The organism is Maridesulfovibrio sp. (genome assembly GCF_963666665.1).
Classification (GTDB): Bacteria; Desulfobacterota; Desulfovibrionia; order Desulfovibrionales; family Desulfovibrionaceae; genus Maridesulfovibrio.
In genome coordinates, this window is record NZ_OY762999.1 from 1,101,810 (window position 1) to 1,127,985 (window position 26,176).

Annotated in this window: 25 protein-coding genes, 4 tRNA genes, 1 other RNA gene and 1 riboswitch; of the genes, 22 read left to right on the forward strand and 8 right to left on the reverse strand. The window is 45.8% G+C overall.

The features are described from left to right. Nucleotides 1-2 precede the first annotated feature (2 nt). Nucleotides 3-920, forward strand: coding sequence for a dihydroorotate dehydrogenase (locus ACKU40_RS04945; protein ID WP_320175414.1), 918 nt, complete (start codon nt 3-5; stop codon nt 918-920). 94 nt (nt 921-1,014) lie between these two features. Next, a tRNA-Ser gene (locus ACKU40_RS04950) sits at nt 1,015-1,104 on the forward strand. A gap of 66 nt (nt 1,105-1,170) precedes the next feature. Here ACKU40_RS04950 and ACKU40_RS04955 read toward each other — a convergent pair. Then, nucleotides 1,171-2,496: a hypothetical protein gene (locus ACKU40_RS04955; protein WP_320175415.1), complete on the reverse strand. Its 1,326-nt coding sequence runs from the start codon at nt 2,494-2,496 to the stop codon at nt 1,171-1,173. Between the two features lie 240 nt (nt 2,497-2,736). On the opposite strand from ACKU40_RS04955, the gene ACKU40_RS04960 reads away from it, so the two are divergent. Further along, a tRNA-Ser gene (locus tag ACKU40_RS04960) sits at nt 2,737-2,826 on the forward strand. A 168-nt stretch (nt 2,827-2,994) separates the two neighbouring features. Then, nucleotides 2,995-3,084, forward strand: a tRNA-Ser gene (locus ACKU40_RS04965). Between the two features lie 77 nt (nt 3,085-3,161). On the opposite strand, the gene ACKU40_RS04970 is transcribed toward ACKU40_RS04965, so the two are convergent. After that, on the reverse strand, nt 3,162-3,722 hold the full coding sequence (locus ACKU40_RS04970) for a BON domain-containing protein (RefSeq protein ID WP_320175416.1): 561 nt from the start codon (nt 3,720-3,722) through the stop codon (nt 3,162-3,164). 184 nt (nt 3,723-3,906) lie between these two features. Between ACKU40_RS04970 and ACKU40_RS04975 the strand changes: the two genes are divergently transcribed. Continuing rightward, nucleotides 3,907-4,176, forward strand: coding sequence for a hypothetical protein (locus tag ACKU40_RS04975; protein WP_320175417.1), 270 nt, complete (start codon nt 3,907-3,909; stop codon nt 4,174-4,176). Between the two features lie 118 nt (nt 4,177-4,294). Here ACKU40_RS04975 and ACKU40_RS04980 read toward each other — a convergent pair. Then, nucleotides 4,295-4,371 (reverse strand) — tRNA-Pro (locus ACKU40_RS04980). A gap of 201 nt (nt 4,372-4,572) precedes the next feature. On the opposite strand from ACKU40_RS04980, the gene ACKU40_RS04985 reads away from it, so the two are divergent. Beyond that, nucleotides 4,573-5,988 carry a hypothetical protein gene (locus ACKU40_RS04985; RefSeq protein ID WP_320175418.1) on the forward strand — a complete coding sequence of 472 codons (1,416 nt, stop codon included), beginning with the start codon at nt 4,573-4,575 and terminating at the stop codon, nt 5,986-5,988. Between the two features lie 71 nt (nt 5,989-6,059). Here ACKU40_RS04985 and ACKU40_RS04990 read toward each other — a convergent pair whose 3' ends face one another. Beyond that, nucleotides 6,060-6,233, reverse strand: a complete 174-nt coding sequence (locus ACKU40_RS04990; RefSeq protein ID WP_320175419.1) for a hypothetical protein — start codon at nt 6,231-6,233, stop codon at nt 6,060-6,062. A 538-nt stretch (nt 6,234-6,771) separates the two neighbouring features. On the opposite strand from ACKU40_RS04990, the gene ACKU40_RS04995 reads away from it, so the two are divergent. Then, nucleotides 6,772-7,323 (forward strand): hypothetical protein, encoded by a 552-nt coding sequence (locus ACKU40_RS04995; protein WP_320175420.1) that lies wholly within the window; start codon nt 6,772-6,774, stop codon nt 7,321-7,323. 67 nt (nt 7,324-7,390) lie between these two features. Here ACKU40_RS04995 and ACKU40_RS05000 read toward each other — a convergent pair whose 3' ends face one another. Then, nucleotides 7,391-9,115: a methyl-accepting chemotaxis protein gene (locus ACKU40_RS05000; RefSeq protein ID WP_320176362.1), complete on the reverse strand. Its 1,725-nt coding sequence runs from the start codon at nt 9,113-9,115 to the stop codon at nt 7,391-7,393. Between the two features lie 440 nt (nt 9,116-9,555). Next, a riboswitch (FMN riboswitch) is annotated at nt 9,556-9,709 on the forward strand. 105 nt (nt 9,710-9,814) lie between these two features. Between ACKU40_RS05000 and ribB the strand changes: the two genes are divergently transcribed. Further along, entirely contained in the window at nt 9,815-10,468 is a 654-nt protein-coding gene (gene ribB / locus ACKU40_RS05005) for a 3,4-dihydroxy-2-butanone-4-phosphate synthase (RefSeq protein WP_320175421.1), read from the forward strand. A 159-nt stretch (nt 10,469-10,627) separates the two neighbouring features. Here the strand turns inward: ribB and ACKU40_RS05010 are convergent, their stop codons facing one another. Continuing rightward, entirely contained in the window at nt 10,628-11,029 is a 402-nt protein-coding gene (locus ACKU40_RS05010; protein ID WP_320175422.1) for a cupin domain-containing protein, read from the reverse strand. Between the two features lie 229 nt (nt 11,030-11,258). On the opposite strand from ACKU40_RS05010, the gene ffs reads away from it, so the two are divergent. The 3 genes from ffs to ACKU40_RS05025 all read left to right on the forward strand — a co-directional run bounded on the left by ffs (nt 11,259) and on the right by ACKU40_RS05025 (nt 12,384). Continuing rightward, nucleotides 11,259-11,354, forward strand: an RNA gene (gene ffs / locus ACKU40_RS05015) — signal recognition particle sRNA small type. A gap of 146 nt (nt 11,355-11,500) precedes the next feature. Further along, nucleotides 11,501-11,971 (forward strand): rhodanese-like domain-containing protein, encoded by a 471-nt coding sequence (locus tag ACKU40_RS05020; RefSeq protein ID WP_320175423.1) that lies wholly within the window; start codon nt 11,501-11,503, stop codon nt 11,969-11,971. Then, on the forward strand, nt 11,971-12,384 hold the full coding sequence (locus ACKU40_RS05025; protein WP_320175424.1) for a MauE/DoxX family redox-associated membrane protein: 414 nt from the start codon (nt 11,971-11,973) through the stop codon (nt 12,382-12,384). The genes ACKU40_RS05020 and ACKU40_RS05025 overlap by 1 nt, the downstream gene beginning before the upstream one ends. Before the next feature lie 70 nt (nt 12,385-12,454). Here ACKU40_RS05025 and ACKU40_RS05030 read toward each other — a convergent pair whose 3' ends face one another. After that, a complete protein-coding gene (locus tag ACKU40_RS05030; RefSeq protein WP_320175425.1) occupies nt 12,455-13,291 on the reverse strand; it encodes a cytidylate kinase-like family protein in 837 nt (278 codons plus the stop codon). A 1,196-nt stretch (nt 13,292-14,487) separates the two neighbouring features. On the opposite strand from ACKU40_RS05030, the gene ACKU40_RS05035 reads away from it, so the two are divergent. From ACKU40_RS05035 to ACKU40_RS05080, 10 genes are all read left to right on the forward strand, one after another. Beyond that, complete coding sequence (locus ACKU40_RS05035; protein ID WP_320175426.1) at nt 14,488-15,678, forward strand: MFS transporter; 1,191 nt, start codon at nt 14,488-14,490, stop codon at nt 15,676-15,678. 277 nt (nt 15,679-15,955) lie between these two features. Continuing rightward, nucleotides 15,956-17,296: a Na(+)-translocating NADH-quinone reductase subunit A gene (locus tag ACKU40_RS05040; protein WP_320175427.1), complete on the forward strand. Its 1,341-nt coding sequence runs from the start codon at nt 15,956-15,958 to the stop codon at nt 17,294-17,296. 5 nt (nt 17,297-17,301) lie between these two features. Next, the gene (locus ACKU40_RS05045) at nt 17,302-18,501 is read left to right on the forward strand and encodes an NADH:ubiquinone reductase (Na(+)-transporting) subunit B (RefSeq protein ID WP_320175428.1); all 1,200 of its coding nucleotides are present in this window, start codon (nt 17,302-17,304) and stop codon (nt 18,499-18,501) included. Next, the gene (locus ACKU40_RS05050) at nt 18,494-19,273 is read left to right on the forward strand and encodes a Na(+)-translocating NADH-quinone reductase subunit C (protein ID WP_320175429.1); all 780 of its coding nucleotides are present in this window, start codon (nt 18,494-18,496) and stop codon (nt 19,271-19,273) included. Before ACKU40_RS05045 ends, ACKU40_RS05050 begins: the two co-directional genes overlap by 8 nt. Further along, on the forward strand, nt 19,266-19,883 hold the full coding sequence (locus ACKU40_RS05055; RefSeq protein WP_320175430.1) for an NADH:ubiquinone reductase (Na(+)-transporting) subunit D: 618 nt from the start codon (nt 19,266-19,268) through the stop codon (nt 19,881-19,883). The genes ACKU40_RS05050 and ACKU40_RS05055 overlap by 8 nt, the downstream gene beginning before the upstream one ends. Before the next feature lie 62 nt (nt 19,884-19,945). Further along, nucleotides 19,946-20,506, forward strand: coding sequence for an NADH:ubiquinone reductase (Na(+)-transporting) subunit E (gene nqrE, locus ACKU40_RS05060; protein WP_407944330.1), 561 nt, complete (start codon nt 19,946-19,948; stop codon nt 20,504-20,506). Nucleotides 20,507-20,567: 61 nt separating this feature from the next. Beyond that, entirely contained in the window at nt 20,568-21,794 is a 1,227-nt protein-coding gene (nqrF, locus tag ACKU40_RS05065; protein WP_320175432.1) for an NADH:ubiquinone reductase (Na(+)-transporting) subunit F, read from the forward strand. 91 nt (nt 21,795-21,885) lie between these two features. Continuing rightward, nucleotides 21,886-22,932, forward strand: a complete 1,047-nt coding sequence (locus tag ACKU40_RS05070) for an FAD:protein FMN transferase (protein WP_320175433.1) — start codon at nt 21,886-21,888, stop codon at nt 22,930-22,932. A gap of 11 nt (nt 22,933-22,943) precedes the next feature. Continuing rightward, nucleotides 22,944-23,147, forward strand: a complete 204-nt coding sequence (locus ACKU40_RS05075) for a hypothetical protein (protein ID WP_320175434.1) — start codon at nt 22,944-22,946, stop codon at nt 23,145-23,147. Nucleotides 23,148-23,167: 20 nt separating this feature from the next. Further along, nucleotides 23,168-23,629 carry a hypothetical protein gene (locus ACKU40_RS05080; protein WP_320175435.1) on the forward strand — a complete coding sequence of 154 codons (462 nt, stop codon included), beginning with the start codon at nt 23,168-23,170 and terminating at the stop codon, nt 23,627-23,629. A 274-nt stretch (nt 23,630-23,903) separates the two neighbouring features. On the opposite strand, the gene ACKU40_RS05085 is transcribed toward ACKU40_RS05080, so the two are convergent. Continuing rightward, on the reverse strand, nt 23,904-25,310 hold the full coding sequence (locus tag ACKU40_RS05085; RefSeq protein WP_320175436.1) for a sigma-54 dependent transcriptional regulator: 1,407 nt from the start codon (nt 25,308-25,310) through the stop codon (nt 23,904-23,906). A 585-nt stretch (nt 25,311-25,895) separates the two neighbouring features. Between ACKU40_RS05085 and ACKU40_RS05090 the strand changes: the two genes are divergently transcribed. Next, nucleotides 25,896-26,165 (forward strand): transposase, encoded by a 270-nt coding sequence (locus tag ACKU40_RS05090; protein WP_320175437.1) that lies wholly within the window; start codon nt 25,896-25,898, stop codon nt 26,163-26,165. Nucleotides 26,166-26,176 lie beyond the last annotated feature (11 nt).

The following is a 26,176-nucleotide window of genomic DNA, read 5'->3' on the forward strand; positions in this document are numbered from 1 at the left end:
AAATGGATGTATCAATTGATTTTGCCGGACTGAAGCTTAAAAACCCCATCCTCACCGCATCCGGTACTTTCGGTTTCGGCCTCGAGTTTCAGCGTTTCGGCGATCTTGAATCTCTGGGCGGAATCGTGGTTAAAGGACTTTCTCTCAAGCCGAGGGAAGGGAATCCTATGCCCCGTATTGCGGAAACTCCTTGCGGTATGCTTAATGCCATCGGCATTCAGAATCCCGGTGTAGAGGAATTCATTAATAACAAGCTGCCTAAGCTACCTTGGAAGACCCTGCCAGTTCTGGCAAACCTTTACGCCACCGATGCTCAAGAGTTCGGCGAATTAGCTGGCGTTCTTGCCGGAGAAGAAGGTGTTGCAGCCCTTGAGGTCAATGTTTCCTGTCCCAACGTAAAAGAGGGCGGCATTGCATTCGGTCAGGATCCCAAGCAGATCACCAAGGTTGCTGAGGCTGTAAAGAAGAACGCCGGTAACAAACCGGTTATCATCAAGCTTTCTCCCAATGTCACCGATATCACTGTCTGCGCTAAAGCAGCTGAAGACGGCGGGGCTGATGCGCTTTCATTGATTAATACCTTGTCCGGTATGGCTGTTGATATTGAGCGCAGAACTCCGCGTCTTGCCAACGTAATCGGCGGTTTGTCCGGTCCGGCTGTGAAACCTGTAGCGCTTAGATGTGTCTATCAGGCAGTAAATGCAGTAAAAATTCCGGTTATGGGACTTGGCGGTATCACCACTGCTGAAGACGCTGCTGAATTCCTGCTTGTTGGAGCCAGAGCTGTGCAGATCGGTACCGGAAACTTCCTCAGTCCGGATACTGCCTTCAAGGTGGCTGAAGAGCTGCCCAAGGTACTGGAAAGGATAAAAGCCGAGTCTCTTGATGAGTTTATCGGAAGTCTGAAGCTGACTAAATAGGTTCATTTTTAATTTAAGTTAGAATAATTGGGAAAAGTTGAAAAAAGTGCTTGCCAAGCAAGTCTGATTTAGCTAAACCCTTTTTCACCCAAGCGGAGAGGTGTCCGAGTCCGGCTTAAGGAGCACGCCTGGAAAGCGTGTTTAGGTAACACTAACGGAGGTTCAAATCCTCTCCTCTCCGCCAGCTTGAATTTACAAAGCCCCTTGCAACGATGTTGCAAGGGGCTTTTTCGTGTTCTTCCCTAGTTTCTTACTGCACAAGATCAAAATACATGGCCTTGCCTCCTGACGTGTAACATCCACTTTTGAACCGGATGATATTGTTACGGTCAATATCTGTTACGTATCCCTCTGTACAGGATCCGCCACTTGTAACAACGTAGCTCTTACCTGATTTGGATATTCGGTAGCGTTGTTTTTGTGAGTGCATCTTTACTTTTCCTGTTGTTGCGCTTTTATTGCCGGATATGAATGTGCCATCTCCATTAAATAGGTACATGCGGTAATGATAGCTGCCGCCCCAGTAATCTTTTTTGTCGGCGATGAAGGTTCCTGCTATTTTCGGGTACGGGCTGGCAGAAGCTCCGGATTGGCCCATACTCAAAGAATTATCCGGTATTTTTTTGAAGTACATTGCTTTCCCACCGGGGCTGTAGCATCCACTTTTAAATCTTCTTATTTGATTGTTCTCGGTGTCGGTTACATAGCCGTCTGTGCAGGAACCACCGCTGCTTAAAACAATATTATTGCTTGATTTTGAAATCTTGTAGCGTTTACTTTTGTTGTCCATTTGAATTTTGCCGTTTGCCGCATTCTTGGTTCCGGTTGTAAGTGTGCCGTCACCATTGAAACGGTATATGCGGTAGTAGTGCTGGCCGCCCCAGTAATCTTTTTGATCTGTTATGAATGTTCCTGATATTGTGGGGAGAGAATTTCCGGTTGTATGCTGCTGAGTGCTGTAAGGTGTGTTTGCGTAGGGATTGTTGCTTGAGCTTGCCTGCTGGTTTCCATAGGGGGTGTTTGCTGAATTTCCTGCGCCCAGAGGAAGCCCGCCTTGCTGCTGATTGTGATTTTGTTGGCCTGCGCCGGGATAGTACCATGTGTTCATGGAATTCCTGAGCTGATGCCATGCCTGACTATGGCCTTTTAATGCAAAACCTTGAAAAACATAATTTATTCCATTGTATCTGGAAGCGACCATGTGTGAATCAAACTGGTTGCCGTCACGAGTCTGGCTGGAATATGTACGGGTTACGGCTGGATAGCCAGAAACCTGGCCGGGGACCTCGGATACTTTGTTCTGGAAGGGGAGACCGCGCTGGGTCATTTCTCTGGCCCAGATATCAAGAAGGGCTCCTAGAGGGACTTGCTGTCCGGGGGCTGCGTATAGTTCGATAGCAGCATCCTGAGCGGGAGAGATGCATTGTTTTATCAGATCGTTGCCTCTTGCGGCTATGTTGTCATTCCAGCCTGGTGGACATTGAAGACCTTGTGACATGTCAGTTGCGAACAGTGGGGATGCAGAGAAAAGAATGGTGGTGATAAACAAAAGTATAAATTTATTGGTGTGCTTCATTACATACTCCTATGGGTTTTGGGGTATGTTAGCTTATTGTAGATGATAATTCTATAGCGCGGCGTTTATATGTCGATTTGCGGGGTTGTTATAGAGAATAATAGAGTGGATTTTCATTGTGAAAAAGTCTGGAATTAAGCTGGATTATTTATAATCGATTAAAATTAGGATTTAATTTTAAATAATTAGAAAAAGTACTTGCCAAGCACTTTTGATTTAGATAAACACGTCTTCCCAAGCGGAGAGGTGTCCGAGTCCGGCTTAAGGAGCACGCCTGGAAAGCGTGTTTAGGTAACACTAACGGAGGTTCAAATCCTCTCCTCTCCGCCAGCTTGAATTTACAAAGCCCCTTGTAACGATGTTGCGAGGGGCTTTTTCGTGCATAGTTGAAATTAGTATAAAAATCCTAACTCAGCAAAATTTATATTTAATTCAAAATAATTGAAAAAAGTGCTTGCCAAGCATGTTCGATTTAGCTAAACCCTTTTTCACCCAAGCGGAGAGGTGTCCGAGTCCGGCTTAAGGAGCACGCCTGGAAAGCGTGTATAGTTAACGCTATCGGAGGTTCAAATCCTCTCCTCTCCGCCAGCTTGAATTTACAAAGCCCCTTGCAACGATGTTGCAAGGGGCTTTTTCGTGTCGGAAAGATTTGCAGGTAGGCTTTTTTACGGCTTGTTTGAAATTCGCAGGTATGACTTTACCTTGCGGACTCCTTCCACAGCCTTTGCGTGGGCTATGGACTTGTCGATTTCGGCTTGAGTCTTTACCAGTCCCAGCAGTACGACCTGACATTGTACGACCTTTACTTCAATGTTTGTGGACCAGATGTCTCCGTCTCCGATTAAGGCTGACTTCACAGCGGCTAAAATGGAAAGGTTTTCGGTTGTGCCACAGGTTGGATCTTCTTTTTTGGGAAGCAGGTAGGTGGTAATGTCTGTTACTCCTTCAGTGCTTCGGGCGATAGATATGGCTTTCGATTTTTGGGCATAGTTCTCATATTCACCGACCAGATATACATGCCCCACGAAGGTATAGGGCTCAATGCCCATTACTGATACTTCATCATCGTCCAGGTAGGCTTTCATTATGGCGGCTGATATGGATGCATCGGAAGTTTGTTGGCTCAAGCTGCGTTCGTCCAGCGCTGCTTTATAAGCTGTGCTGCAGCCGGCGCTGAAGATGGTTGCGATCAGGATTAATAAAGGAAGTAATGCTCTGGGGGGCATGGCTTTCTCCTTGTTTGTGGTGTGACTGATTGAAGGGCAGTATTTAATTCTATTATGAACAAGTCTTTTGGGCAAAGGATTCTTTTTGGATTGCTGTTACTTGCACTTAAGAGCAATTTGACTTTCCAACCCACAAGTCTATGATAGCGCGGGTTTTATATCTATAAATAATGAGGAAAATATAATGATTTTACCCGGAATGGCTAAAGACGATGTGGTTCTTGTTAAGGCGGACGGCAAACGTATTGAAGGGTTGAAGGCGGTTGTCTCCATGCGCAGAATTGTGACTTTTCATACTGAAGTTGAGATCGAGCCAAAGGATATAATGATCAAAAAGCGTGCTGACGGTGCGCAGGAGGCATATCTTGTACTTGATCCTATGTTCAATCACGCAGGAGATGGTATTCCTGAAAATTATCAGATTACCGTGCGCAGGATTGATGTGCCTGAGTAGGGTGGTGCAGTATATTTGAACGCAAAAAAGCCGTGGACGAATCCACGGCTTTTTTCTTTTGCTTTTGCAAAAGAAAAAAGCCACTGATTTCTCAGTGGCTTTTCGGGGTTCCTTCTTGTGGTCGGGATGAGAGGATTTGAACCTCCGACCCCTTGAACCCCATTCAAGTGCGCTCCCAGGCTGCGCTACATCCCGACTCAAGTGAAGAAGGATTTATGTGGAATCCTTGTAAGTGTCAATCATTAATTTAAGTTATTATTTTTATATTGTTTGGTTACATGTTCAGTTGTAGAAAAAATCAGAATCTATCACCTTGTAATGAAATAAAAAAATAGTTCAGTGGTTGAAAAAATATTTATTCAGGAATAGTGTGCTTTATAAGCCTCTGGAGGAGATTTGCGATACCTTGCCGCTTTGCTTTCCATTTTTATGCATATTCTTATCGTGATTTTCATGTTTAATTTTGTGGAGTTGACTCACGATCAGGGTAGCGATGGTTTTGGCATCGAGCTTGTTTCTCTTGCTGAGAAGAAGGCGGTTGCAGTGCATGAACCGGCGCAGAAAGTGGAGCCGGTGCTTAAGGAAAAGGTAAAAACTAAGCCTAAGCAATTTAAAGAGAGCATTCGCCCTGATCGACTGCAGAGGCGTGCTTCCGAAAGAATAGTTGAACGGGCAGAGCGCAAAACTGTTCCTACGAGTAGCAAGTCTACACCGAAGCCTGCACCGAAGTCAGTGCCCGAGCCTGCTCCTAGTACGCATAAGTCATATCCTCATATTGAAACCGGAACTTCAGATAACCCTAATGCCGTGATTCTGCGGCAGGGGAAGGGTATCGCTGTGGGTAACTCAACCATGGTGCTTAAGCGCGGATCTGAGGCTAGGTCGCTTTCTGCCTTAGCAGCGTATTCATTTGATGAGGATGATTTTCGCGGGCATTATGAAACGTCTACCGGACGACAGGTGGTCATTATTGATGCCCGCACGGAGCATGGAAGATTGATTCTGCATGACCGCAAGAGTGGCTTGATTCGCAAGCTTAAAAAATATGAGCACGGGAACTTTATATACACTTACGGTCCTTCATTTGATGAAGATGAACCTGTACAAGGTTCGGTTGTCTTTCTGCCCGGAGATGAGCATTGGATACATAGGTTTATGTGGCTGCCGGAAGGCGAGGCTGCTGAATACCCCGTAAAAGGGAGAGTGGATGCTTTAACTGCCGGGAAGGAGAATAATCGACATGATTTGTTTGTTCCGGCTGCAAAGGGAGTTTTTCCGGCGGTGGTGCTTGGTAGTTTCGGTATGGATATTCCCAGTGAGCAGTTTACTGAAGTAGCCAGACATCTTTGCGGACGTGATGTTGTTGTGCTGCGCGTCGATAGTCTTGATGGCGTGAGTTTAGATAAGGCTTTCAATGAGTTGCGCAGCCATTCAAAAGTTGATCCTGATCGTATAGGTGTATGGTTCAGAGGTTACGGGGTAAAGAAAATGCCCCGCATGGATTTGCCTGCAGGGCTTTTTAAGTTTGTCATCCTGACAATAGATCATCCTGACGAATGCCTATTTCCAGAAAGGCTGGCGTCTGTTTTTGCTGACGGTCTACCGACTTTTATCGGCTTTAGGGGAGTCAACGACGACTGGAAGAGTGTTTTGCCGGTTATGTTGACCGGATTCCAGTCTGCCCCCCATCAAATTGTCATGATTGATGATACCCATTCCGGTGTGGAAGGAATGGGGACAGACCAAGATTGGATCGATTGCTTATCCGGCGATTTTGTCAACAGCATTTCCGCCTGGCTTGATTCAAACTAGTCAGACGCGTTAGTGTGTGTGCGGATTTGTTGACAACTTGTGAGATAGAGTCAGAGATTGAAGTGCAGGACTTAGTCCTGATCGTCTTCCGTTTTAGAGTTGGAAGAGCTACTTTTTTCCTGTTCATCCAGAGATTTGACCATGGCAGCAATGTGCTTGCTAACAGAACGATACTTGTGAGGATTGTTCTTTTCCAACTTTTTCAAAGCTTCTGAAGTCTCTTCTATGGTACTGTTTTTATTCATAAAAACCTCCTGTACGGTTTGGCCGTAGCTACTTTCGTCTTGAGATTTTCCAGCCCGAATCAACAAATGCATAATACACTATTTTTATCCTTTGTCCAGACCGCGTTGCTGAGATAAAAAATCATGTAATCAGGACTATGTGATGAGCAGTATTTTTGTCTTGTTTTTGTAGGTGTATAATCCTTTATTTTGACTCTGTGAATTTTATAACAAGATTGAATTTTGTATTTATACATTAAAATTTAATGCATTTACTTCTTTACTGAATTGAAGATTGCTGAATTATATTGTTTGAACATAGCATTAAAGGAAATTTATTTCTCTACATCATTTTTAATCAAAAATATTGCTTTTGGGTGAATTGAGGGTTTCTTAATCCGTGAAAATCATTGTTTTATGTAGATAAGTTCTAAATTTTATCGTATGCAACAAGTCAGGTGTAAATTGTAGTTCAACCGAAAATCCTGATTGTGGACTTGAACATTTTTATGTATCAGTCCTTTTCACGAATCTAGACAAGCCAACACTGGAGGAAGAAATGAGTAATCCTAAAGAGTTCATTTTATATAGTGGCGGTGCATCCGGCACAGAAAGCGAGTTCGGAGTGAATGCTGAAAAGTACGGCCTGCAGGAAGTTAACTACAGTTTTGAAGGTCATCAGAATGCCCGTCAGCGCGGTCTGCGTGTTCTCACTGAAAAAGAGCTTGAAAGCAAGGATGTCAGCCTGACTTATGTCTCTAAGCTGATGAACCGCAGCTTTACCCGCGCTCCTATTTTTCGCAAGGTTCTGCAGTCCATCTGCTGGCAGGTTAACAGCGGCCATGAGATTTTCATCATCGGTAATATCCTTGAAGACGGTACTGTAAAAGGCGGAACCGGTTGGGGTGCCGAGTTCGCAAAAATCTGCAACAAGCCTCTCCATGTGTTTTCGCAGGATAAAAACTGCTGGTTCTGTTGGGAAAAGGAAAAATGGTCTGCTTGTGCTGATCCTAAAATTACCCATCGTCACTTTACTGCTACCGGTACCCGCTTTCTTGAGGATAACGGTAGAAAAGCCATTGGAAAGCTTTTTGAAGACAGTTTCAAATAGAATAGCTTTCGGACTTAGAGGATTTAAAACCCCGTTCCAAATGGAGCGGGGTTTTTATTTTGCTTTTTTAATTTAGTTTGAAGAAGAGTATGGCTGAATGAAGTTGTTCGGCCTGCGCTGAAAGCTCTTCAGATGTTGCCGCTACCTGCTCTGATGATGAAGCATTTTGCTGGATCACCATCTCAAGTTGGTCGGATGATTGTTTGATGCTTGTTATTTCACTATCTTGTTTATCGCAGGATTCGGCTATTTCCTTTATGAGTTCGGTCGTTTTTTGGATTTCAGGCATGAGCTCTTTCAGATTGTTTTCCGTTTCTTTTGCTATGCTTAGGCTGTTTGAAGAAAGGTCGCTGATTTCCGTAGCCGCAATCCTGCTTCTTTCTGCAAGTTTACGAACTTCGGCAGCCACAACAGCGAATCCCTTGCCGTGTTCACCTGCTCTTGCTGCTTCGATTGCAGCGTTGAGGGCGAGCAGGTTGGTTTGTCTCGCAATTTCTTCGACTATGATGATTTTGTTGGCAATGTCAGTCATTGCTATCAGGTTCTTTTGAACAGCCTGACTACCATCTCGGGTTGTCTTGGCGGCGATGGAGGTTATCTTTTCTGTTTTACGTGCGTTTTCTGCTGTTTCACGAATACTTCCGCTCATATGTGCGATAGCGGAGCTTAAATCTGTAACTGCATTTGTCTGTTCAACAGCCCCTTGTGACAGGGCTTGCGCCGAAGCTGAAAGCTGCTCACTGCCTGCCGATACATTTTCAGTAGATCGTTGAACATCGTTAACAACTTTTTTTATTTTGGAGATCATATTTACAATGGATTTGAATGCTCCTCGGGTATTGTTTGTCTTTAATCTGAGGTTTAGATTACCTTGTGACATTTGTTCTGCGATCTCGGAAAGCTCAGCAGGTTCCGCACCTATCAAGGCGGTTATCCTGTTTGCAAAAGCCGTGGCAGCTACGGTCAACAGCAAGCCTATGACGACTGCTGCTATGACAACCATGTAGATCATGGAGCGGATGGTCTGGCGCAATTCTTCTTTTTTCAGTGCCAGATCCTGATCAATGTCGTCAGTGTATACGCCCATGCCAATGATCCAACCCCATGGTTGAAATAGTTTCACAAAAGAAAGTTTGGGGTACACTCCGGGTTTGTCCGGTTTTCCCCACCAGTAATTTACAGTCCCTTTACCTTTGGCCTTGGCCACTGCGACCATTTCTTTGAAAAGGGCTTTTCCTTTTTTGTCTTTGAAGCCGGATAAATCCTTTCCGTTGAGATCAGGGTTTATTGGGTGCATGACCATTTTGGCATCAAGGTCATTTACCCAGAAATAGTTGCCGTCTTGCATGCGCATTTGTGCCAGCTGGGCAAGGGCATTGCGTTGCATCTCAGCTGTAATGTCATCAACCCATGCTCCTGTTCCAATAACCCAGCCTAGTTCAGGGATTAGTTTTACATAGGATACTTTCTGAGTGTCTTTTTGGGTGTCCGGTTTTTTCCACCAATAGTCGACCATGCCTTCTCCGCCTTTTCGGCAAATATTTACCATCTCCTTAAATAGATACTTACCTTTGCTGTCCTGCATATTGGATAGGTTTTTCCCATCAAGATGTGTGGAAACAGGATGCATGACCATGCTTGCTTCCATATCGTTGATCCAGATATAGTTGTTTTTGTCATAGCGGATTGATCTTATGAGATTCTTTAGTTTCTCGGTAAGTTCGGTCTTGGAGAATTTCTTTGAATGGGTATCATTGTAGTTTTTTAATTGGCTAGTAACTGATTCGATGATTTTTTTTTAGAGAATCAGCTTTTTCTCTTTTTAGTAATTCAATATTTTTTGATTTATTGAAGTACGCAGTAACTGTCTTATCAGCCATATTAACAAGCTCTGTGAGTTTCATTCTCTTTTGATCAAAGATTTTGTCACGGTATGTATTTATTTCATGCTCAGAGTACTTGTTTAATTGGTAGATGAAGATGGAACAGAGTGACGCGATAGAGATAATCATTGTTGCTATTTGAAAAATAGTGAGTTTACTCTTTAGTTTCATAATAGTTCCCCTTCATGCTTTGTATGAATGCACCTGCGAGATGCATTGTAATAAATAATATATTAAAATAGTATTTGTGTACACGTTTAGTAAGGTATTATTTAGAACTAGTGAGTAGGGTAAATAATTATCATATACTCTTGACTAACAGGTGGGTTTCTCAGTAGAAAAAAGTCATCTTAATTCTCAGGGCGGGGTGAAATTCCCCACCGGCGGTGATTCTTTAAGATTTAAAGACAGCCCGCGAGCGCCTTTTCAATCGGTGAAAAGGGTCAGCAGATCCGGTGAGACTCCGGAGCCGACGGTTAAAGTCCGGATGAAAGAGAATGAGACAGTCATAACGCACGTGGTCTTCCCTACACATGCGCGCTGTTCCCTTGTGAATAGCTGTCTATTCTATCGCCCTGATTCTGGTAACTGAAATATGGAGATTTACCATGAATCAGAATCTATTATCCCAGTATGGTACCCCTGTTGAGAGGGTAGAGAAAGGTCTTCAGGCATTGCGTGAAGGTCGTGGAATTCTTGTAACTGATAATGAAAGTCGCGAGAATGAAGGCGATCTTATCTTTTCTGCGGAAAAACTTAGTGATGAGCAGATGGCTATGATGATCCGCGAATGCAGCGGGATCGTCTGCCTGTGCCTGACTGAGGAAAAGACCCAGCAGCTTGGCTTGCCCATGATGGTTGAGTCTAATTCCAGCCGTTATCAGACTGGATTCACCGTAACTATCGAAGCCGCTGAGGGTGTTACCACCGGTGTTTCTGCTGCTGACCGTGTCACCACGGTAAAGGCTGCTATTGCTGATGGTGCCCAGCCTGCTGATTTGCACAGGCCCGGCCATGTATTCCCCCTGCGTGCGCGGGCGGGTGGTGTTCTGGAAAGAGAAGGACACACTGAAGCCACCGTGGACATGATGAGTCTTGCAGGTCTTAATCCCTGTGGAGTTCTCTGTGAGCTGACAAATCCTGACGGAACGATGGCTAGACTGCCGGAGATTGTGGAATTCGGACAGAAACACGATATTCCCGTCCTGACCGTAGACGATATAATTAATTACAGAATTCAGTTTGCAAAAAAAGCATCGTGATGTATAGTTAAGGCAAGCAATTTTCCAGAATTGACACTCTAACTCCTGATTCAAACCGGCAATTTGGATCAACACCGACATTTAATAGAAAAGGCCCGTCATGATACTGAGCGGGCCTTTTCTTATTTAAAATTGCAGTTTTTGTAGGAAGATGATTGATTATTTTTCGTAAACACAGCCGATGCAGCAGAGGAAAGTAGCTTCCTCAGTGTCGCTGATGTTGCGCATGCCGTGCGGCTCCATACAATCTGAAAATACGAAGTCTCCGGGGCCGCAGATTTTGCTTTCGACAATTTCATCTGTTTTCGGGTCGTAAGCGAAGCATTCGAACTGTCCTTTTTCCACGTAAACAGTCTGAAGATAGAAATGGCTGTGAGCCGGAATCTCTCCGCCCGGTTCAACTGTGAAGTGACGCAGGCCGTATTCGGGCTGTCCGTTTTCATCCTGACCGGATTTGGAGAGCCAGCGGATAGTTACGCCTTTTACCTCGTGGTTTTCGCCTTTGTAGCCGATTTGCTGAACTTTGATACCTTCAACCTCTTTAACGTTTTTTGCGTCCATATTTTTCTCCGGGATTATGATTTGTTTTTGTGGTTGAGTCGGTATATTTAAGCAGAAACAAGGGCTGAGATAAAGTGCTGTCACTGAATTTTTAAATTTCACAATAGCCCTAACGAACTATTTTTAAAGTAATTTTAAAAATAAGTTAGAATTTTCAGTAATAAGGCTTGACAGTTTCAGCCGGAATCAATAGGTATTTCATCTCGTCGCAACGACGAAAAGTTTTTTGACAGAGAGGCCGGATGGCGGGTGCGCTGTGAACCCCGTCAGGTCCGAAAGGAAGCAGCGGTAACGGTTTATCCCGGGTGTCCGGTCTCGCTGAAAGAAGGGTGTGTTCTTCATGAACATACCCTTTTTTATTGCCCAATTTTGGTGCTGTGCTTGCTTTCCTGCATGAATCGGGGCAATCTTTTTACGTCGTTATTAAGAAATCCTGCGGGATAATCATTAATTCAAAATCAGGCTAATCTAATGAAGTTTGGTAAAGTTGCCGCGTTTCTAGTCAAAGTAATATTAGTATGTGCACTCTCCGGCGGACTGGCAGTCGCGTTTAATATTGCCCGTCCAAAACCATATACATTTGCAGAGCTAAGCCATCCCCAGCCGCCCGAAATTTTGGAAATAACTACAGATGCGTTGGTAAAGAAATTTTCTTCCGGAGAATATTCTTTTGTAGATGCTCGTAGTGATATGGAATACGCCATGGGACATATTCCCGGAGCAGTTAATATCCCCTCATGGGCAATTGGGGATGAATTGGCGGGGCTCGTCGCTTTGGTTGATCCTGATCGTCCCGTCGTTGTTTATTGTGACGGCCTTTCCTGCGGTAAGAGTCTCATTGTAGCCAAGAAACTGGTGGAACAGGGGTTCAGGGATGTGTCAGTGTATGCTGACGGTATAGACGGCTGGATCGGAGCCGGAATGGATTTGGAGGCGAACTAATGGAATTCAGATCATTACCCCGCATCATTCTCGGGATTGTTTTTATTGTTGCCAGTCTGGATAAGATTGTTGATCCACTGGCTTTTGCTGAGATCGTTAAGAATTATCAGATTTTGCCGGAAATGATGATCGGTCCTGTGGCTTTCTTTCTGCCGTGGCTCGAATTTGTTTGCGGAGCCATGTTGGTCTGTGGTGTTTTCGTGGACACTGTAGTAGCGATTCTGGTGGCCATGCTGCTTGTTTTTATCGCAGCTCTCTCCGTTAACATTTTTCGCGGAATAGATGTGGCCTGCGGCTGTTTCTCCACTGATGCATCAACAGCTTCTGACATGCAGATTACTATTGTTCGGGATGGTGTCCTGCTGGTGATCGCCGGGTTGGCTTTGAAGTTGAGGAAGTCTGAGCTGGTTTAATTTATTTTGTACAAATAAGTAAAGAGCCCTTAAGCCGTTAACGGCTTAAGGGCTCTTTTATGGACATTGACTATTCAATATTATGGAAAGGGTTGACCTTGCCGTGGGGGCTTTCAGGAACACCTAAGATAGTTACATCTTTTACTCCGTCTATATTCGTTGCAATACTTTTAACCTGGGCAACGATTTTTGTTTTCAGGCTGCTTACTGGCTTGGAGAAATGCACTGTTATATGACCGTCATTACATACAATATTAGCATGTGGCGCAACTCCGATAAGCTCCACTTTTACGTATGCAGCAGTGGCTATGTTATCGATTATTTGTTGTGATTCAGTTGTTGTCTTAAATGCGTCTTTTTGAACAGCACTACAGATAAAATCTACTGCATCATCAACTGACAGTGATCCAATATGGATAACCATATCATAAAGTCTACTGTCCCAAGTATCAATTCCATATACTTGAAGGCCCCATTTTCTGCGTTCTTCATCGTCCTTTTGTAGGATATATCTTGCTTCGTCTTCGCATATATTTTCTCTTTTGCATTCTTCGCGGACCCTATCTTCCATGTCTGCAGTAATTCTGACTTTAAAAACATGCGGGATACCTAATAAAAAATACTGTCCGGCTAAACCATGATAAACAAGGTTGTCCTTCTGGGCATGCTGCAAGAGAGAACTTCGTATGTGGGCAAGATATCTCTCTTTTCCGTGCATGAAACGCTCAAGCACAGAAGGAGAGTCATGAAGTGCCCGGACAAGTTTAACTTCTGGTATATCGAATTCTTTTGATGATTCTAAGAGAATGTCTCGCGAGATGCATTTGTATTGCATCTTTTCAGCCACTTTTTCAGCAATTTCCTTTCCCCGACTGTATGAGCCTCTCGAAATAGTAATGATGGACATAACGCGCTCCGTGAATTTCATGTTTAATGAAAAAGATTCTACATGTTTATTACACGTTAAGCCTAAAAAGGAATAAATGCTAGCGAACTATGGTTAAAAATCTAACTTGTGACGTTTAGCTCCTGAGGATACGTAATCGAACCTTTTAGGTGTTTAACGACAATTTACCTTTATAGCTCCTTCTACTCATCTAAAAAAATAAGCTTCACAGTGAATTATCGCATTGTGAAGCCTTTTCATTTGGTTTGTTGTGGAGTGTACGTTTTCGGATAAGTAGCGCAATGTATACGTAAAGAGACGCACGAATGATTGGTGACGTGCAACAGTGGGAAATAGCCGGAATTCAGCATAGTTGTAGTTATGTCTGAATCCCGGCTACTTTCTTTTTTACATATTTCCTTTCATGTCTTGAGGAAATTTTTCCTTAGACTGTTGTTGAAAGAGAATAAAGAAGTACAGAAGTCTGTTATTCAACCGAATAGATATGTTCCGATGTCTGGTAACACTCAGTTACACGAATAGACTCGGTGTTAATTTAGCTGAATCACTTCTATTGTTTTGAACCTTTGCCTGTTTGTGGCGCAGGTATATATGTATCGCTATTTAAATGGTTTATATCAACCTCCAACAGTCGTATGGTTGCTTGAAAAACATCCCCACGATGCTTTCAATAAAAAAACCACCCAATACAGGATATGATTTTATAGCAAAGAATGAGCCAAATAGTAATAATCTTTTATGTCGGCTGGTTGTGTCTTTGACGAAGAGTTACTAGTGGTCCATAATTGAACCACTATGGTGAAGTTGTTTGTGATTAATTGGACAATTGAGTCAGCTTTTGATTCATCGTCCCTTTATTTCAGCATGTTGTGGGTTAAGAATGTCTTTCTGATACACTGTAAATGCTAAATAGTCATAATGACCCTCATGTTTATGACGATTTAAATTGAAGAGCGTTGCATAAGCATGTTACTAAGTGTGTAATAATTATAAATTTCTTGTTTTACAGTTGATTATGGTTGTTTGTTTGCTATGCTTAAGGGTAAATATTTAAGCTTTTTTTTTTGCTTTTCCTGTGTGTTGTATTAAATCGGACCATTGGTGCGAAAAGAAACCAACTTGCATTGTTCTTGATCTAGTTGTTTATAGCTATGTGAAAATCTAATGGTAGAGGCTGCACGTTGAAGAAGACCGTTATGAATTTCAGGCATAAGGTATTGGGTGAATTCATTGAAACAAAGCAGGATACCGTTATGGCGGTCTTTGCCACTGCCTTTTTTTCAACTTTCGGGGTAGGCGCATACACCTTTTCTTTGTCCTTGAGCGCTGATTCCATCGGGTTGTCCGCATCCTGGCTTGGGCTTGCCTTTTCCGGATATTTTTTGGCCCGTCTTATTCTCGCGCCACTGGCAGGGTGCAGTGCGGATTATTTTGGCCCAATCCCTCTGCTGCGATGGGCCTGTGGGATCGGAACTGCTGTTCCGTGCCTTTATCATTTTTTCCCAATGGTGGAATCACTGGGGATAATTCAGATTTGTCTCGGATTCTGCGCTGGTATAGTTAAGCCGGTGAGTATGTCCCTGCTTGGTCAGTGCGCTGGGCGAAAGGAGAGAGGGCGTTTCTTTGCCCTGTATAATACCTGTTTATACTCTGCATTCATCATCGGTCCGATTGCCGGAGGAGCCGGGATAGGGCTCCAAGGGAAGCTGGGATTTGTGTCCTTGATCTGGCCGGCGTTGGGGATGGGGGTATCATTTGTAGCCCTTCTAATGAACAGGGCCGAAAACGCTCCCGCTTCGAGCCAAAAACAAAAAGAAAATGAAGGCTCACCGTGGCGTGAGGCCGGTTTTCTACCCCTTCTTTTGGCCGTATTGGGTAGAACAGCAGGGGCTTCCGTTGTAATCACTTTTCTGCCCCGGTTGATCAGTGATCATTTTGGCTTGAGCGGTTCTTTGGCCGGGTTTCTATTCGCTCTTCCTAATCTGGCAATCATTTTGGCAATGCCCGTAACAGGACGCTGGGCCGATTCGCGAGACCGTGCCGGTTTAACCTTTTTGGGCATGGGGTTTTGTGCGGCCTGTCTTTTTGGTCTGGGACAGCCTGTTTCTTTATGGATTTTTTCTTTGCTTGTTGCGGGTATGGGCTTTGGTTCGGCATTGTCGCTTCCGGCTTCCATGTCTTTGGCTGCAGACATGAGAGGAGCGAAAGGGCGGGTTATGGGTGTTTTTCTGGGAGTTTCTAATCTCGGTTTTGTCCTTGGTCCCGGGATTGCCGGATTTGCCGCCGAGGCAGGCGGTATGGCAGATGCTTTTGAACTCACAGCCCTGTTTGGAGGATTATGTCTGCTGCCCACGTTAATTTCCATGACTAAAAAGGCTTTATGCTGATTGATTCTAATGCATTAAGTAATTTTAAAGAGGCATGCAGTTAATTTTACTAACTGGTTGACCTTGCCCATTTCTTTAGATATGGAATAAGTCCAATACAAAAACTTCGTGCGTAATTCCCCACACTTTCCGAGGAATCTACTCGGAACGCAGTGAAGCTTAATTTAGTCCCCCACACCACCCATCAGGAGACGTCTTGGCGCATGCGCTGAGACGGGTTGTACTGTTGCACCCGTTTTTAAGTCCGTTAACCCTTTAGGGACAAGGTGTATTCTCCATGATAAAACTCAAAAAAGGACTCGATATTCCTATCTCGGGCGAGCCCGCACTGGATATTTTCGAAGAAAAATCTCCCAGTACCGTGGCTGTCCTCGGTGGTGACTATGTCGGAATGAAACCGAGCATGGCCGTTGCTGAGGGAGATACGGTCAAGCTGGGACAGCCCATCTTTGCGGATAAAAAGATTGACGGCGTCGTCTTTACCGCACCGGGAGCCGGAAAGGTCCTTGCTGTTAACAGAGGTGAGCGCAGGATTTTACAATCTGTGGTCATCGAACTTGATGAAGCTGCCGGCGAAGTGGAGTTCCCGGCATATGATTCAGACAAACTGCTCGGCCTGGATCGGGAAAAGGTTGTCGATAATCTAGTGAAATCCGGTATGTGGACCGCGTTTCGTACGCGTCCCTTCAGCAAGACTCCGGCCCCGGAATCCGAACCTCGTTCAATCTTTGTCACAGCTATGGATACCAATCCGCTAGCTATGGACCCAGCTCCCATTATTTGGAAAGAATCCGACGCATGGTTGGATGGTTTGCGCGTACTTACCTGCATTAACGATACAATTAATGTCTGCGTTACCGGCGGGACTGCGCTGCCACTGATTCAGGAAGTGAAAATGCATATGTTTTCGGGACCGCATCCTGCCGGTCTGCCTGGAACCCATATACATTTCGTTGATCCGGTAGGTCCTTCCAAGACGGTTTGGCACATAGGCTATCAGGATGTCATTGCCATAGGTAAACTTTTTACCACCGGCAGGCTTGCCACCGAACGTTATGTCGCTCTCTCCGGTCCGATGGTTAACCGTCCGCGTATCATCAAAACCCGCATGGGCGCTAATCTTGATGAAATGCTGGCCGGTGAACTCAAGGGCGGAGCTGTCAGGGCTATTTCCGGTTCGGTTCTGACCGGGACAAAAGCAGAGGGGCCACTGGCCTTTTTAGGTCGTTTCCACAATCAGGTCTCAGTCCTTACTGAAGGCGGGGAAAGTGAACTCTTGGGCTGGCTGGCTCCGGGTTGCAATAAATTCTCCGTTAAATCCATATTTGCATCGGCTTTCAGTAAAAAGATAAAGCGCTTTGATATGAATACGCTTTTGGGAGGCAGTCACCGTGCCATCTTCCCCACCGGGGCTTATGAGCAGGTTATGCCGCTGGACATCCTGCCGACTTATCTGGTCCGGGCTATGGCGGTCATGGATACGGATGAAGCGCAGGCCCTCGGTTGTCTGGAGCTGGATGAGGAAGACCTCGCCCTGTTGTCCTTCGTGGATTGCGGCAAGAATGATTTCGGGCTCATGCTGCGCGAAGTCCTCACTCAAATTGAGAAGGAAGGGTAAGGCATATGAGAAAACTGCTTGATAAAATGCATGGTGCCGTCACCGGGGATGGGAAATACAAGAAGTATTATCCGGTCTACGAGATGGTGGACACTTTTTTATATTCGCCGACCGAAACCAGTTCCGGGTCGCCACACGTGCGCGATGCCATTGATTTGAAAAGGGTCATGATTACTGTAGTCTTCGCTCTGATTCCCTGTTTTTACATGGCAATGTGGAACACCGGTTATCAGGCTAACGCCGCGCTGGCTTCCATGGGGCTTGAAGCGGGTACAGGATGGCGCTGGAGCGTCATGAGCGGACTAGGGCTGAGTGCCAACCCTGAAAGTTTCGGGGCCAACATCATGTTGGGTGCTCTTTACTTCTTTCCAATTTATATCGTCTGCAATATCGCCGGTGGATTCTGGGAAACCTTGTTTGCCGTTATTCGCAAACATGAAATCAACGAAGGTTTTCTGGTCACCGGTTCGCTTATTCCGTTGATTGTTCCTCCGCATATCCCGCTCTGGCAGGTCGCTCTGGCAACCAGTTTCGGTGTGGTTATCGGTAAGGAAATCTTCGGCGGAACAGGCAAGAACATCCTCAACCCGGCCCTTCTGGCCCGCGCCTTTCTTTTCTTCGCTTATCCTGCCCATATCTCAGGCAACAGTGTCTGGGTACCGGTAGACGGATTTTCCGGTGCCACTCCGTTGGCTCTGGCTGCCGAAGGAGGAATAAATGCGGTAATGGCCAAATATTCATGGTGGGACTGCTTCATCGGAACCATTCCGGGTTCCTTGGGTGAAACATCAACTCTGGCCTGCCTGATCGGCGGGGCCGTTCTGGTCTTCACCGGAATTGCTTCATGGCGGATTATGGTTTCACTGCTGGGCGGAGCCTTTGCAGTTGCGATCATTTTTAATGCTGTCAGCAGCGGAACCAATCCCATGATGACTGTCAGCCCGCTCTGGCATCTGGTCATGGGTGGTTTGGCTTTCGGAATGGTCTACATGGCCACTGACCCGGTTTCATCGTCAATGACTCACAAAGGTCAATTCTATTATGGTGCCCTTATCGGAATCATGATTGTCCTGATCCGTACGGTCAATCCGGCCTATCCTGAAGGAGTCATGTTGGCGATTCTGTTCGGTAACGTGTGTGCCCCATTTATAGATAGCCTCGTGATGCGGGCCAACATCAAGCGTAGGACGGTGCGCAGTGTCTAACGATTCCACAAAAAAAGTATTTACTGTGGCGTTTTCCCTGTGTCTGGTCTGTTCGCTGCTTGTCTCGGCTGCAGCTGTGGGCCTTAAATCCATTCAGGAAGATAACAAGGTCAAGGAACGCAAGGAAAATATTCTCAAGGCTGCGGGCATCTACAATGAAGATGTGCCTGTAGACGAACTTTATAAACAGATAGAAGCCAAGGTCGTCGATCTGGCTACCGGTGAATATGTTGATATGGACGCTGCCGGATATGATCAGCGTAAAGCGGCCAAGGACCCTGCTACCAGTGTTGTCATCCCTTCCGCAGATGATCAGGCAGGTATCGGACGTCATGCGAAGTATGCCAACGTCTATCTTCTCAAAGACGGAGACAGTTTGAAGCGTGTGGTTTTACCCATTCACGGGAAGGGACTATGGTCGACCATGTACGGTTTCATTGCTCTTGATCCTGATTTGAACACGGTCAAGAATTTTGGCTTCTATGAGCATGCCGAAACTCCCGGCCTTGGCGGAGAAGTGGACAATTCGGATTGGAAAGCCCTGTGGGTGGACAAAAAAGTCTACAACGCAAAAGGGGATCCGGTGATCGATGTGATCAAGGGATCGGTTAACGCCGAAGACCCGCAGGCTGCTTACAAGGTGGATGGTCTGGCCGGGGCTACCCTTACTTCCCGCGGTGTTTCCAATCTGGTGCGTTACTGGCTGGGACAGGGCGGATTCGCACCCTACCTCAAGCGACTTGCAACCGAGGGAGGTGAACATAATGGCTAAGTTCAAAGAAATAATGCTCAAGCCGCTTCTGGAGGATAACCCCATTGCGGTTCAGATTCTCGGTATTTGTTCCGCTCTGGCTGTAACCACCAAGCTGGAAACTGCTTTCGTAATGAGTCTTGCAGTAATGTTCGTTACTGCGGCTTCAAACGCATCGGTCAGTTCCATACGGCAGCATATACCGTCGAGTATCCGTATCATTGTCATGATGACTATCATCGCGACGTTGGTAATCATTGTTGACCAGTTCCTGAAGGCTTTTGCCTACGGGGTCAGCAAACAGCTTTCGGTCTTCGTAGGACTGATCATAACAAACTGCATAGTCATGGGGCGTGCAGAGGCATTTGCCATGCAGAATTCCCCGAAGCTGAGTCTTGCCGATGGTATCGGTAACGGTCTGGGCTATGGACTGGTACTTCTCACTGTAGCCTTCCTGCGCGAATTTTTCGGCTCAGGTAAGGTTTTCGGTTTTAGCATTCTCAAGTTGACTTCCGAAGGTGGGTGGTATGAACCCAACGGCCTTATGCTCCTGCCGCCCAGTGCATTCTTTATCATCGGGCTGCTTATCTGGTCGGTTAACATCTATGAAAAGCGTAAGAACAAACGCTAGCCAAGGAGTGAACCGTGGAACATCTGCTTAATATATTTGTAAAATCGATTTTTATCGAAAACATGGCGTTAGCCTTCTTTCTGGGGATGTGTACCTATCTGGCCGTATCCAAGAAAGTTGCTACCGCTCTTGGCCTTGGTGTGGCTGTCGTAGTGGTCATGACCATTACCGTCCCGGTTAACAACCTGCTCTACAACTACTTCCTGCGGGAAGGAGCTTTGGCGTGGGCCGGATTCGGAGAGACTGATCTGACCTTTGTCGGCCTTATTTCCTACATCGGTGTTATCGCGGCCATTGTCCAGATTATGGAGATGACCCTCGATAAGTACGTGCCGTCCCTATACAATGCGTTGGGGATTTTTCTGCCGCTGATCACGGTTAACTGCGCCATCCTCGGTGCCTCCCTCTTTATGGTGGAGCGTGATTACAACTTCGTGGAATCCGTGACTTTCGGTTTCGGTTCCGGTGTCGGCTGGGCTCTGGCTATCGTTCTTCTGGCCGGTATCCGTGAGAAGATGAAGTATTCGGACGTGCCGGAAGGGCTGGAGGGACTGGGGATCACCTTTATTGTGGTCGGACTGATGTCCTTTGGATTCCTGTCCTTTTCCGGAATCCAGATGTAGGCGGGCCGGACGTTTTTAAGCGTCCGCTGATATACGAACCGTTAAACTGTGGGGAAAAACCATGGTTGAAATAATACTCGGTGTTGTGATGTTTACCGGCGTGGTTCTTGCGCTGTGTGTGTTCATCCTTCTAGCCCGGGCCAAGCTTGTCCCGAGCGGCGAGGTGAACATCGAAATTAACAATGATCCGGAAAAAACAATTGAAGTTCGTCCCGGAACCAAGCTGCTCGGTGCGCTGGCGGAAAAGGAAATATATGTTCCTTCGGCCTGCGGTGGCGGTGGTTCCTGCGGACAGTGCAAATGCAAGGTTTTTGAAGGTGGCGGAGATATTCTGCCCACGGAAACCTCCCATGTCAGCAAACGCGAGGCCCGCGAAGGCGTCCGTCTTGCCTGTCAGGTTAATGTTAAACAGGATATGAAGATTGAGGTTCCGGCTGAAATCTTTGATATCAAGAAGTGGGAATGCACAGTTAAATCCAATATTCCACGTGCTACTTTCATTAAAGAGCTCACTCTTGAACTGCCTGAAGGTGAAAATGTGGATTTCCGTGCCGGTGGCTACATTCAGATCGAAGCTCCGGCCCACACTGTCAATTACAAGGACTTCGAAGTCGGCGACAAATTCAGGGAAGACTGGGATAAATTTGATCTCTGGAGATATACTTCGGTGGTCAAGGAACCCATTGTCCGGGCCTATTCCATGGCCAACTACCCTGAGGAAAAGGGCATAATCATGCTTAACGTGCGTGTCTGCCCGCCGCCTCCATTCGCTCCTGATGCCCCTCCCGGGCAGATGTCTTCGTTTATCTACAGTCTGAAGCCCGGAGACAAAGTTACAATTTCCGGACCTTACGGTGAGTTCTTTGCCCGTGATACTGATGCCGAAATGGTTTTTATCGGTGGCGGCGCGGGTATGGCTCCCATGCGCTCACACATCTTCGACCAGCTCAAGCGCCTTAGCACAACGCGTAAGGTCAGCTACTGGTATGGAGCGCGCAGCCTGCGGGAGATGTTCTATGTAGAGGAATTCGACAAGCTGGCCGAGGAGTGTCCGAACTTCACATGGCATGTAGCACTGTCCGATCCTTTGCCAGAGGACAATTGGAGTGGCTATACCGGCTTTATTCATAATGTCCTGTTTGAGAACTATATTAAGCAGCATCCTGCCCCTGAAGATTGCGAATTCTACATGTGTGGGCCGCCGATGATGGCTTCCGCAGTTGAAAAGATGCTTATGGATCAGGGTGTGGAAAAGGAAAACATAATGTATGACAACTTCGGCGGATAACCTGCTGCATCAGGTTATCCACAGGTAGCCCTTTGCCGGGGATTGTTTCCCCGGCAAAGGGTCTTCAGAAAAAGCAAGTAAGGATGAAGGTATGAAGTGGTTTTCAGGGACATTGGCTAAAGTGATCGGATTAATTGTCCTGTTGCTTCTTTTAGCCCTTATGCTGGTCGGGTGCGGAAACTCATCTGATCCCGTTCGAATTCAGGGTAGGGCCATTGGCACTACGTATTCCATTACTGCTTACGGTCTGCCGGAGAATCTTTCCCCTGAAGATTTGCGTAAGGGAGTAGAACTGGTTGTGGCTGGAGTAAATTCGGCTATGTCCTTATTTAAACCGGATTCCGAACTGTCACGTTTTAATGCTTATCGTAAAGATGATTGGTTCCTTGTGTCCAAAGAACTTGCCGATGTGGTGCATACAGCTAAAGCAGTTAATCGCATAACCGGCGGTGCCTTTGACATTACCATCGCACCATTGGTCAACCTTTGGGGATTCGGACCTGATAAAAGGCCTGAGATCATCCCGACTGAGGATGAAATTAAAGAGGCTAAGGCAAATGTCGGATCTGATCTGATAGAGGTCCGTTTTGACCCTCCTGCCCTTAAAAAACTCACCCCGGCTATTACCCTTGATCTGGCAGCCATTGCCAAGGGCTATTGCGTGGATGCAGTCAGTTCCTGGCTTAAAGCCAGTGGCGTATCAAGCTATATGGTTGAGATCGGTGGAGAGATACGGACAGTCGGAGTAAAGCCGGACAATGCTCCGTGGCGTATTGCAGTTGAAAAGCCGGTAAGTATGGAGCGTTCAGTGCAAGCACTGATCAATCTTTCCGATGAAGCCATGGCGACATCAGGCGATTACCGCAACTATTATGAGATAGATGGTAAAAGATATTCGCATATAATTGATCCCGGTACCGGACGACCCATTACGCACACTCTTGTATCGGTAAGTGTCGTAGATGAAACCTGCTCCCGTGCCGATGCATTTGCCACCGGCCTGACAGTGCTTGGGCCCGAAAGAGGCATTGCACTGGCCAAGGAATGCAATCTGTCCGCTTTTTTCATTGTGAAAACCCCGGATGGATTATCAGAAATTGTCACCGGCAATTTCCCTCAACACGAAAAATTGAATTGAGGAGATGTTTCATGGAAACTGTTTTGATGGCGGCCGCTGTTTTCGGTCTTGTGTTTTTAGCGTTGGCTATCGGAGTAATTTTTAAAAGAAACTGCATCCGTGGTTCCTGCCAAGGTTCCATCCAGTCCGGAGACGGTTCCGGTTGCAGGTGCGGAAAATATGACTTTGACAAGAAGCTTATAGATAAAAAACATTCATCACTTAAGCCGCTGTAACAGCGATCAGGAGTATTGATATGATGGCAAATGTCCAGACCGCAAAAGATGTGATTGCGCAGACCAAGGCCTTTCACAAGAGGCTTGGCTCTTTCTATAAAGAACTTTCGGATACTGCTGAAAAGGAACGGGTTAAGCTTTTATTGGATTACATGAGTCGTCACCATGACCGGCTTGCTGCTATAATGGATGAATACGGAGATGGATTGTCCGAGCACATCTTGAATACATGGTTTATGTATGTGCATAAGGAGTGTGACCTTTCTCCATTTTTCAGTGCAAAATTAGGCCCTGATATGACGACTCAAGAGGTTATGAAAGTTGCCATTGATTTGGATAAATGTCTGTTGGAAACCTATGAAGCGATGATTCAGAATGATATCCCTGATGATGTCAGCGAAGTATTTCAGGGTCTTCTCGATATGGAGAAGCGTGAAAACATAAGATTGGCTAAGAGTGCTTTGAGAGTCGAAACATTGTAATGTTTGTTTTGGTAACTTAGAATCTAGCCATTTCTTAGCTCCAAAAATAGTTTAGCCTCATAATGTCTTATGACGTTGTGGGGCTTTTGGTTTCGGGTGAAGCTAAATCAAGGTTTTATCCCGGTTAATGGGCATAAAAAAAGCCTGTTCACGCGAACAGGCTTGAAAAATTAGTTAAGTAAAAAAGGTGAGTAAGGGAATATCCTTTTTAATAAAATTACGTCTGGATGAGTTTTTTTTTATTCCCCCGTTTGTCCCTTTTGATTTGTTGTTTTCAAGCCTGCCTTGAAACCCCATGCTGTTTCATAAGTGCGTAATAACGAGCTCTGGAAAGGCCTGAGATGCGACATCCCTGAGCGACATCGCCATCTGTGATTTCAACCAGCTTGATCAGGTAGTCTTTCTCTATTTCAGCAGTATGTGCGTTACGATAGGTTTTCAGGTCCGGCAGACTTGTTGTCGTTTGGGCTGTCTCTATCCGGGATGTATTAGCTGTGTTTTTTCCTATTGTCTGCCGTGCCAGCCGAGCCCGCATGCTTTTGGGTAGGTGGTGGGAATGGAGAGTTGTTTCATTTCGACTGAGTGTAACGGCCTGTTCTACCGTATTCACCAATTCGCGGATGTTGCCGGGCCAGTCATATTGCAGGAGTACTTCCAGAAAATCCGGTGAAAAATCCCGGTAAGGCAGTTGGAAGCGTTTGCAATAGCGGCGGATATGATGGCAGGCCAGTTCATTGATGTCCTCAGAAATGTCCCTGAGTGAGGACAGCTGGATTTGGCTTCCGAGAAGTCTGTACAGAAGGTCTCTTCTGAATTGCCCGTTTTCCACCATTGTTTCGAGATCTTTGTTCGTTGCAGCCAGCAGTCTGAAGTCACTGGCTGTTTCTCTGGCACTGCCTACAGCCCGGAAAGTGCGTCCTTCCAATACTCTTAGAAATACCTTTTGAAGCGATAATGGAAGCTCGCCCACCTCATCAAGGAAAAGGGTGCCTCCGTCAGCCTGCTTGACAAGCCCCACCGAATTGCTGTCCGCACTCGTATAAGCCCCTCGTTCATGGCCGAAAAGCAGATTCTCGGCGAGTGTGTCCGGCAGGGCTGCGCAGTCTACGACGATAAAGGGTTTGTTCCGGCGTTTGCTGTTCTTGTGTATGGCTCGGGCAAAAAGCTCCTTGCCTGTGCCTGTTTCTCCATTGATAAGTATGCTTGATTCAGATGCTGCAGCCCGTGCTGCGTTGTTCAGGCATGATTTCAATCTTCTGCTGCTTCCGACTATGCCTTCCCGTTTAAATTGTGCCGGTTTGGCCGCTGAGCTTTTTTCAATATGAGATTCCATTGCCAGATTGATCTGTGCAAGCAGGCAATGTTTATTCGGAGGTTTGGTGAGATAATGATAGGCCCCGTTCTGAATGGCCCGTTCGGCAGTGTCCGGGTCACGGTTGCTGGAGAGGATAATGACCTCCGGAAATGATGGTATCTCCCGTATTGACGAAAGATAATCCATGCCGTCTCCATCCGGGAGATCGTCACCGAGCAATACTGTTTTATAGCTGCCGAGGTGCAGCATGGCCATGGCTTTTGAAAGTGAATCACATCTGTCCACAGGCAGATTGTTGTGGGCCAGGTCTCTCTGTAAAGTTTCGGTAAAAGAGTTGTTGCCATCAATGATGAGTATGTCAGTCATCAATAAAATTCTCCGTTAATATCTCTATTGGAAATTCCCCTACAAACCATAGCACAATTAGGTGAGTGATTGCCAACTCTGTCTTCATATTCTGTATAAAAAAAGGGCATAAGAATCTTTAAATGTATTAAATAATTAAGGTCTTTTTTTGTGAGACAGGGTGCTGAAGTGAGAAAAGAGAGGGTGTTCAATTGCAATGTGCAGTGATCATTAAGGTCGTTGCCTTAAGTACTCACTTTGGGGGGAGTCAAACTTCGTAAAATAAGATTTGTCTTGTCGTGCAAGACTAAAGATTGCGTTTTTGGACTGTTATCAGGATGTCCGGAGTCAGGAGGATGAGATCAATTAATGGAGATCTCAGTCTATATTCAATTCGGTATGCATCTTGTTTAGGGAGAAAGTGAGATGAGACGGATGTAGAGTGCAAAGAGTACTCATTATGTATTTGTTCTTTAAAATAGCAGCAATAGCTATGCATCGTTGAAGTCGGATAATGCGCGGATATATGGAGAAGAAGTCTCATAGTCTCCATATAGATTTCTAGAAAACAGGATACATGGGCAGACTGGCAAGGAGGAACGTCGGATGAGGCGAAAATGGGATGCCAGAACAAAAGCCAGGATCGTTTTGGAAGGGCTTACAAATGGAGGCATAAGCGAATTGTGCCGTACTCATGATCTTCGTCCGGGGCAGTATTATAAATGGCGGGGACAATTTTTAGAAAACTGCCATTTGATTTTCGAGAAGCAGCCCGGTCCTCCGACTGAATCCGAGTTGGCAGTAGAAAATGAGAAGCTCAAGCGGCTGGTGGGTGAACTTACTTTGGAATTGAATAACGGCAAGAACATTCGTTGACCATATTTTGG

Coding starts and splice junctions, on each gene's coding strand:
- ACKU40_RS05055 (WP_320175430.1), top strand. CDS start 19,266: ATGGCTAAGTTCAAAGAAATAATGCTCAAGCCGCTTCTGGAGGATAAC.
- ACKU40_RS05040 (WP_320175427.1), top strand. CDS start 15,956: ATGATAAAACTCAAAAAAGGACTCGATATTCCTATCTCGGGCGAGCCC.
- ACKU40_RS05025 (WP_320175424.1), top strand. CDS start 11,971: ATGGAATTCAGATCATTACCCCGCATCATTCTCGGGATTGTTTTTATT.
- ACKU40_RS05090 (WP_320175437.1), top strand. CDS start 25,896: ATGAGGCGAAAATGGGATGCCAGAACAAAAGCCAGGATCGTTTTGGAA.
- ACKU40_RS05045 (WP_320175428.1), top strand. CDS start 17,302: ATGAGAAAACTGCTTGATAAAATGCATGGTGCCGTCACCGGGGATGGG.
- ACKU40_RS05085 (WP_320175436.1), bottom strand. CDS start 25,310: ATGACTGACATACTCATCATTGATGGCAACAACTCTTTTACCGAAACT.
- ACKU40_RS04990 (WP_320175419.1), bottom strand. CDS start 6,233: ATGAATAAAAACAGTACCATAGAAGAGACTTCAGAAGCTTTGAAAAAG.
- ACKU40_RS05035 (WP_320175426.1), top strand. CDS start 14,488: ATGAATTTCAGGCATAAGGTATTGGGTGAATTCATTGAAACAAAGCAG.
- ACKU40_RS04970 (WP_320175416.1), bottom strand. CDS start 3,722: ATGCCCCCCAGAGCATTACTTCCTTTATTAATCCTGATCGCAACCATC.
- ACKU40_RS05080 (WP_320175435.1), top strand. CDS start 23,168: ATGATGGCAAATGTCCAGACCGCAAAAGATGTGATTGCGCAGACCAAG.
- ACKU40_RS05010 (WP_320175422.1), bottom strand. CDS start 11,029: ATGGACGCAAAAAACGTTAAAGAGGTTGAAGGTATCAAAGTTCAGCAA.
- ACKU40_RS04995 (WP_320175420.1), top strand. CDS start 6,772: ATGAGTAATCCTAAAGAGTTCATTTTATATAGTGGCGGTGCATCCGGC.
- ACKU40_RS05030 (WP_320175425.1), bottom strand. CDS start 13,291: ATGTCCATCATTACTATTTCGAGAGGCTCATACAGTCGGGGAAAGGAA.
- ribB (WP_320175421.1), top strand. CDS start 9,815: ATGAATCAGAATCTATTATCCCAGTATGGTACCCCTGTTGAGAGGGTA.
- nqrE (WP_407944330.1), top strand. CDS start 19,946: ATGGCGTTAGCCTTCTTTCTGGGGATGTGTACCTATCTGGCCGTATCC.
- ACKU40_RS04955 (WP_320175415.1), bottom strand. CDS start 2,496: ATGAAGCACACCAATAAATTTATACTTTTGTTTATCACCACCATTCTT.
- ACKU40_RS05020 (WP_320175423.1), top strand. CDS start 11,501: ATGAAGTTTGGTAAAGTTGCCGCGTTTCTAGTCAAAGTAATATTAGTA.
- ACKU40_RS05070 (WP_320175433.1), top strand. CDS start 21,886: ATGAAGTGGTTTTCAGGGACATTGGCTAAAGTGATCGGATTAATTGTC.
- ACKU40_RS04945 (WP_320175414.1), top strand. CDS start 3: ATGGATGTATCAATTGATTTTGCCGGACTGAAGCTTAAAAACCCCATC.
- nqrF (WP_320175432.1), top strand. CDS start 20,568: ATGGTTGAAATAATACTCGGTGTTGTGATGTTTACCGGCGTGGTTCTT.
- ACKU40_RS04975 (WP_320175417.1), top strand. CDS start 3,907: ATGATTTTACCCGGAATGGCTAAAGACGATGTGGTTCTTGTTAAGGCG.
- ACKU40_RS05075 (WP_320175434.1), top strand. CDS start 22,944: ATGGAAACTGTTTTGATGGCGGCCGCTGTTTTCGGTCTTGTGTTTTTA.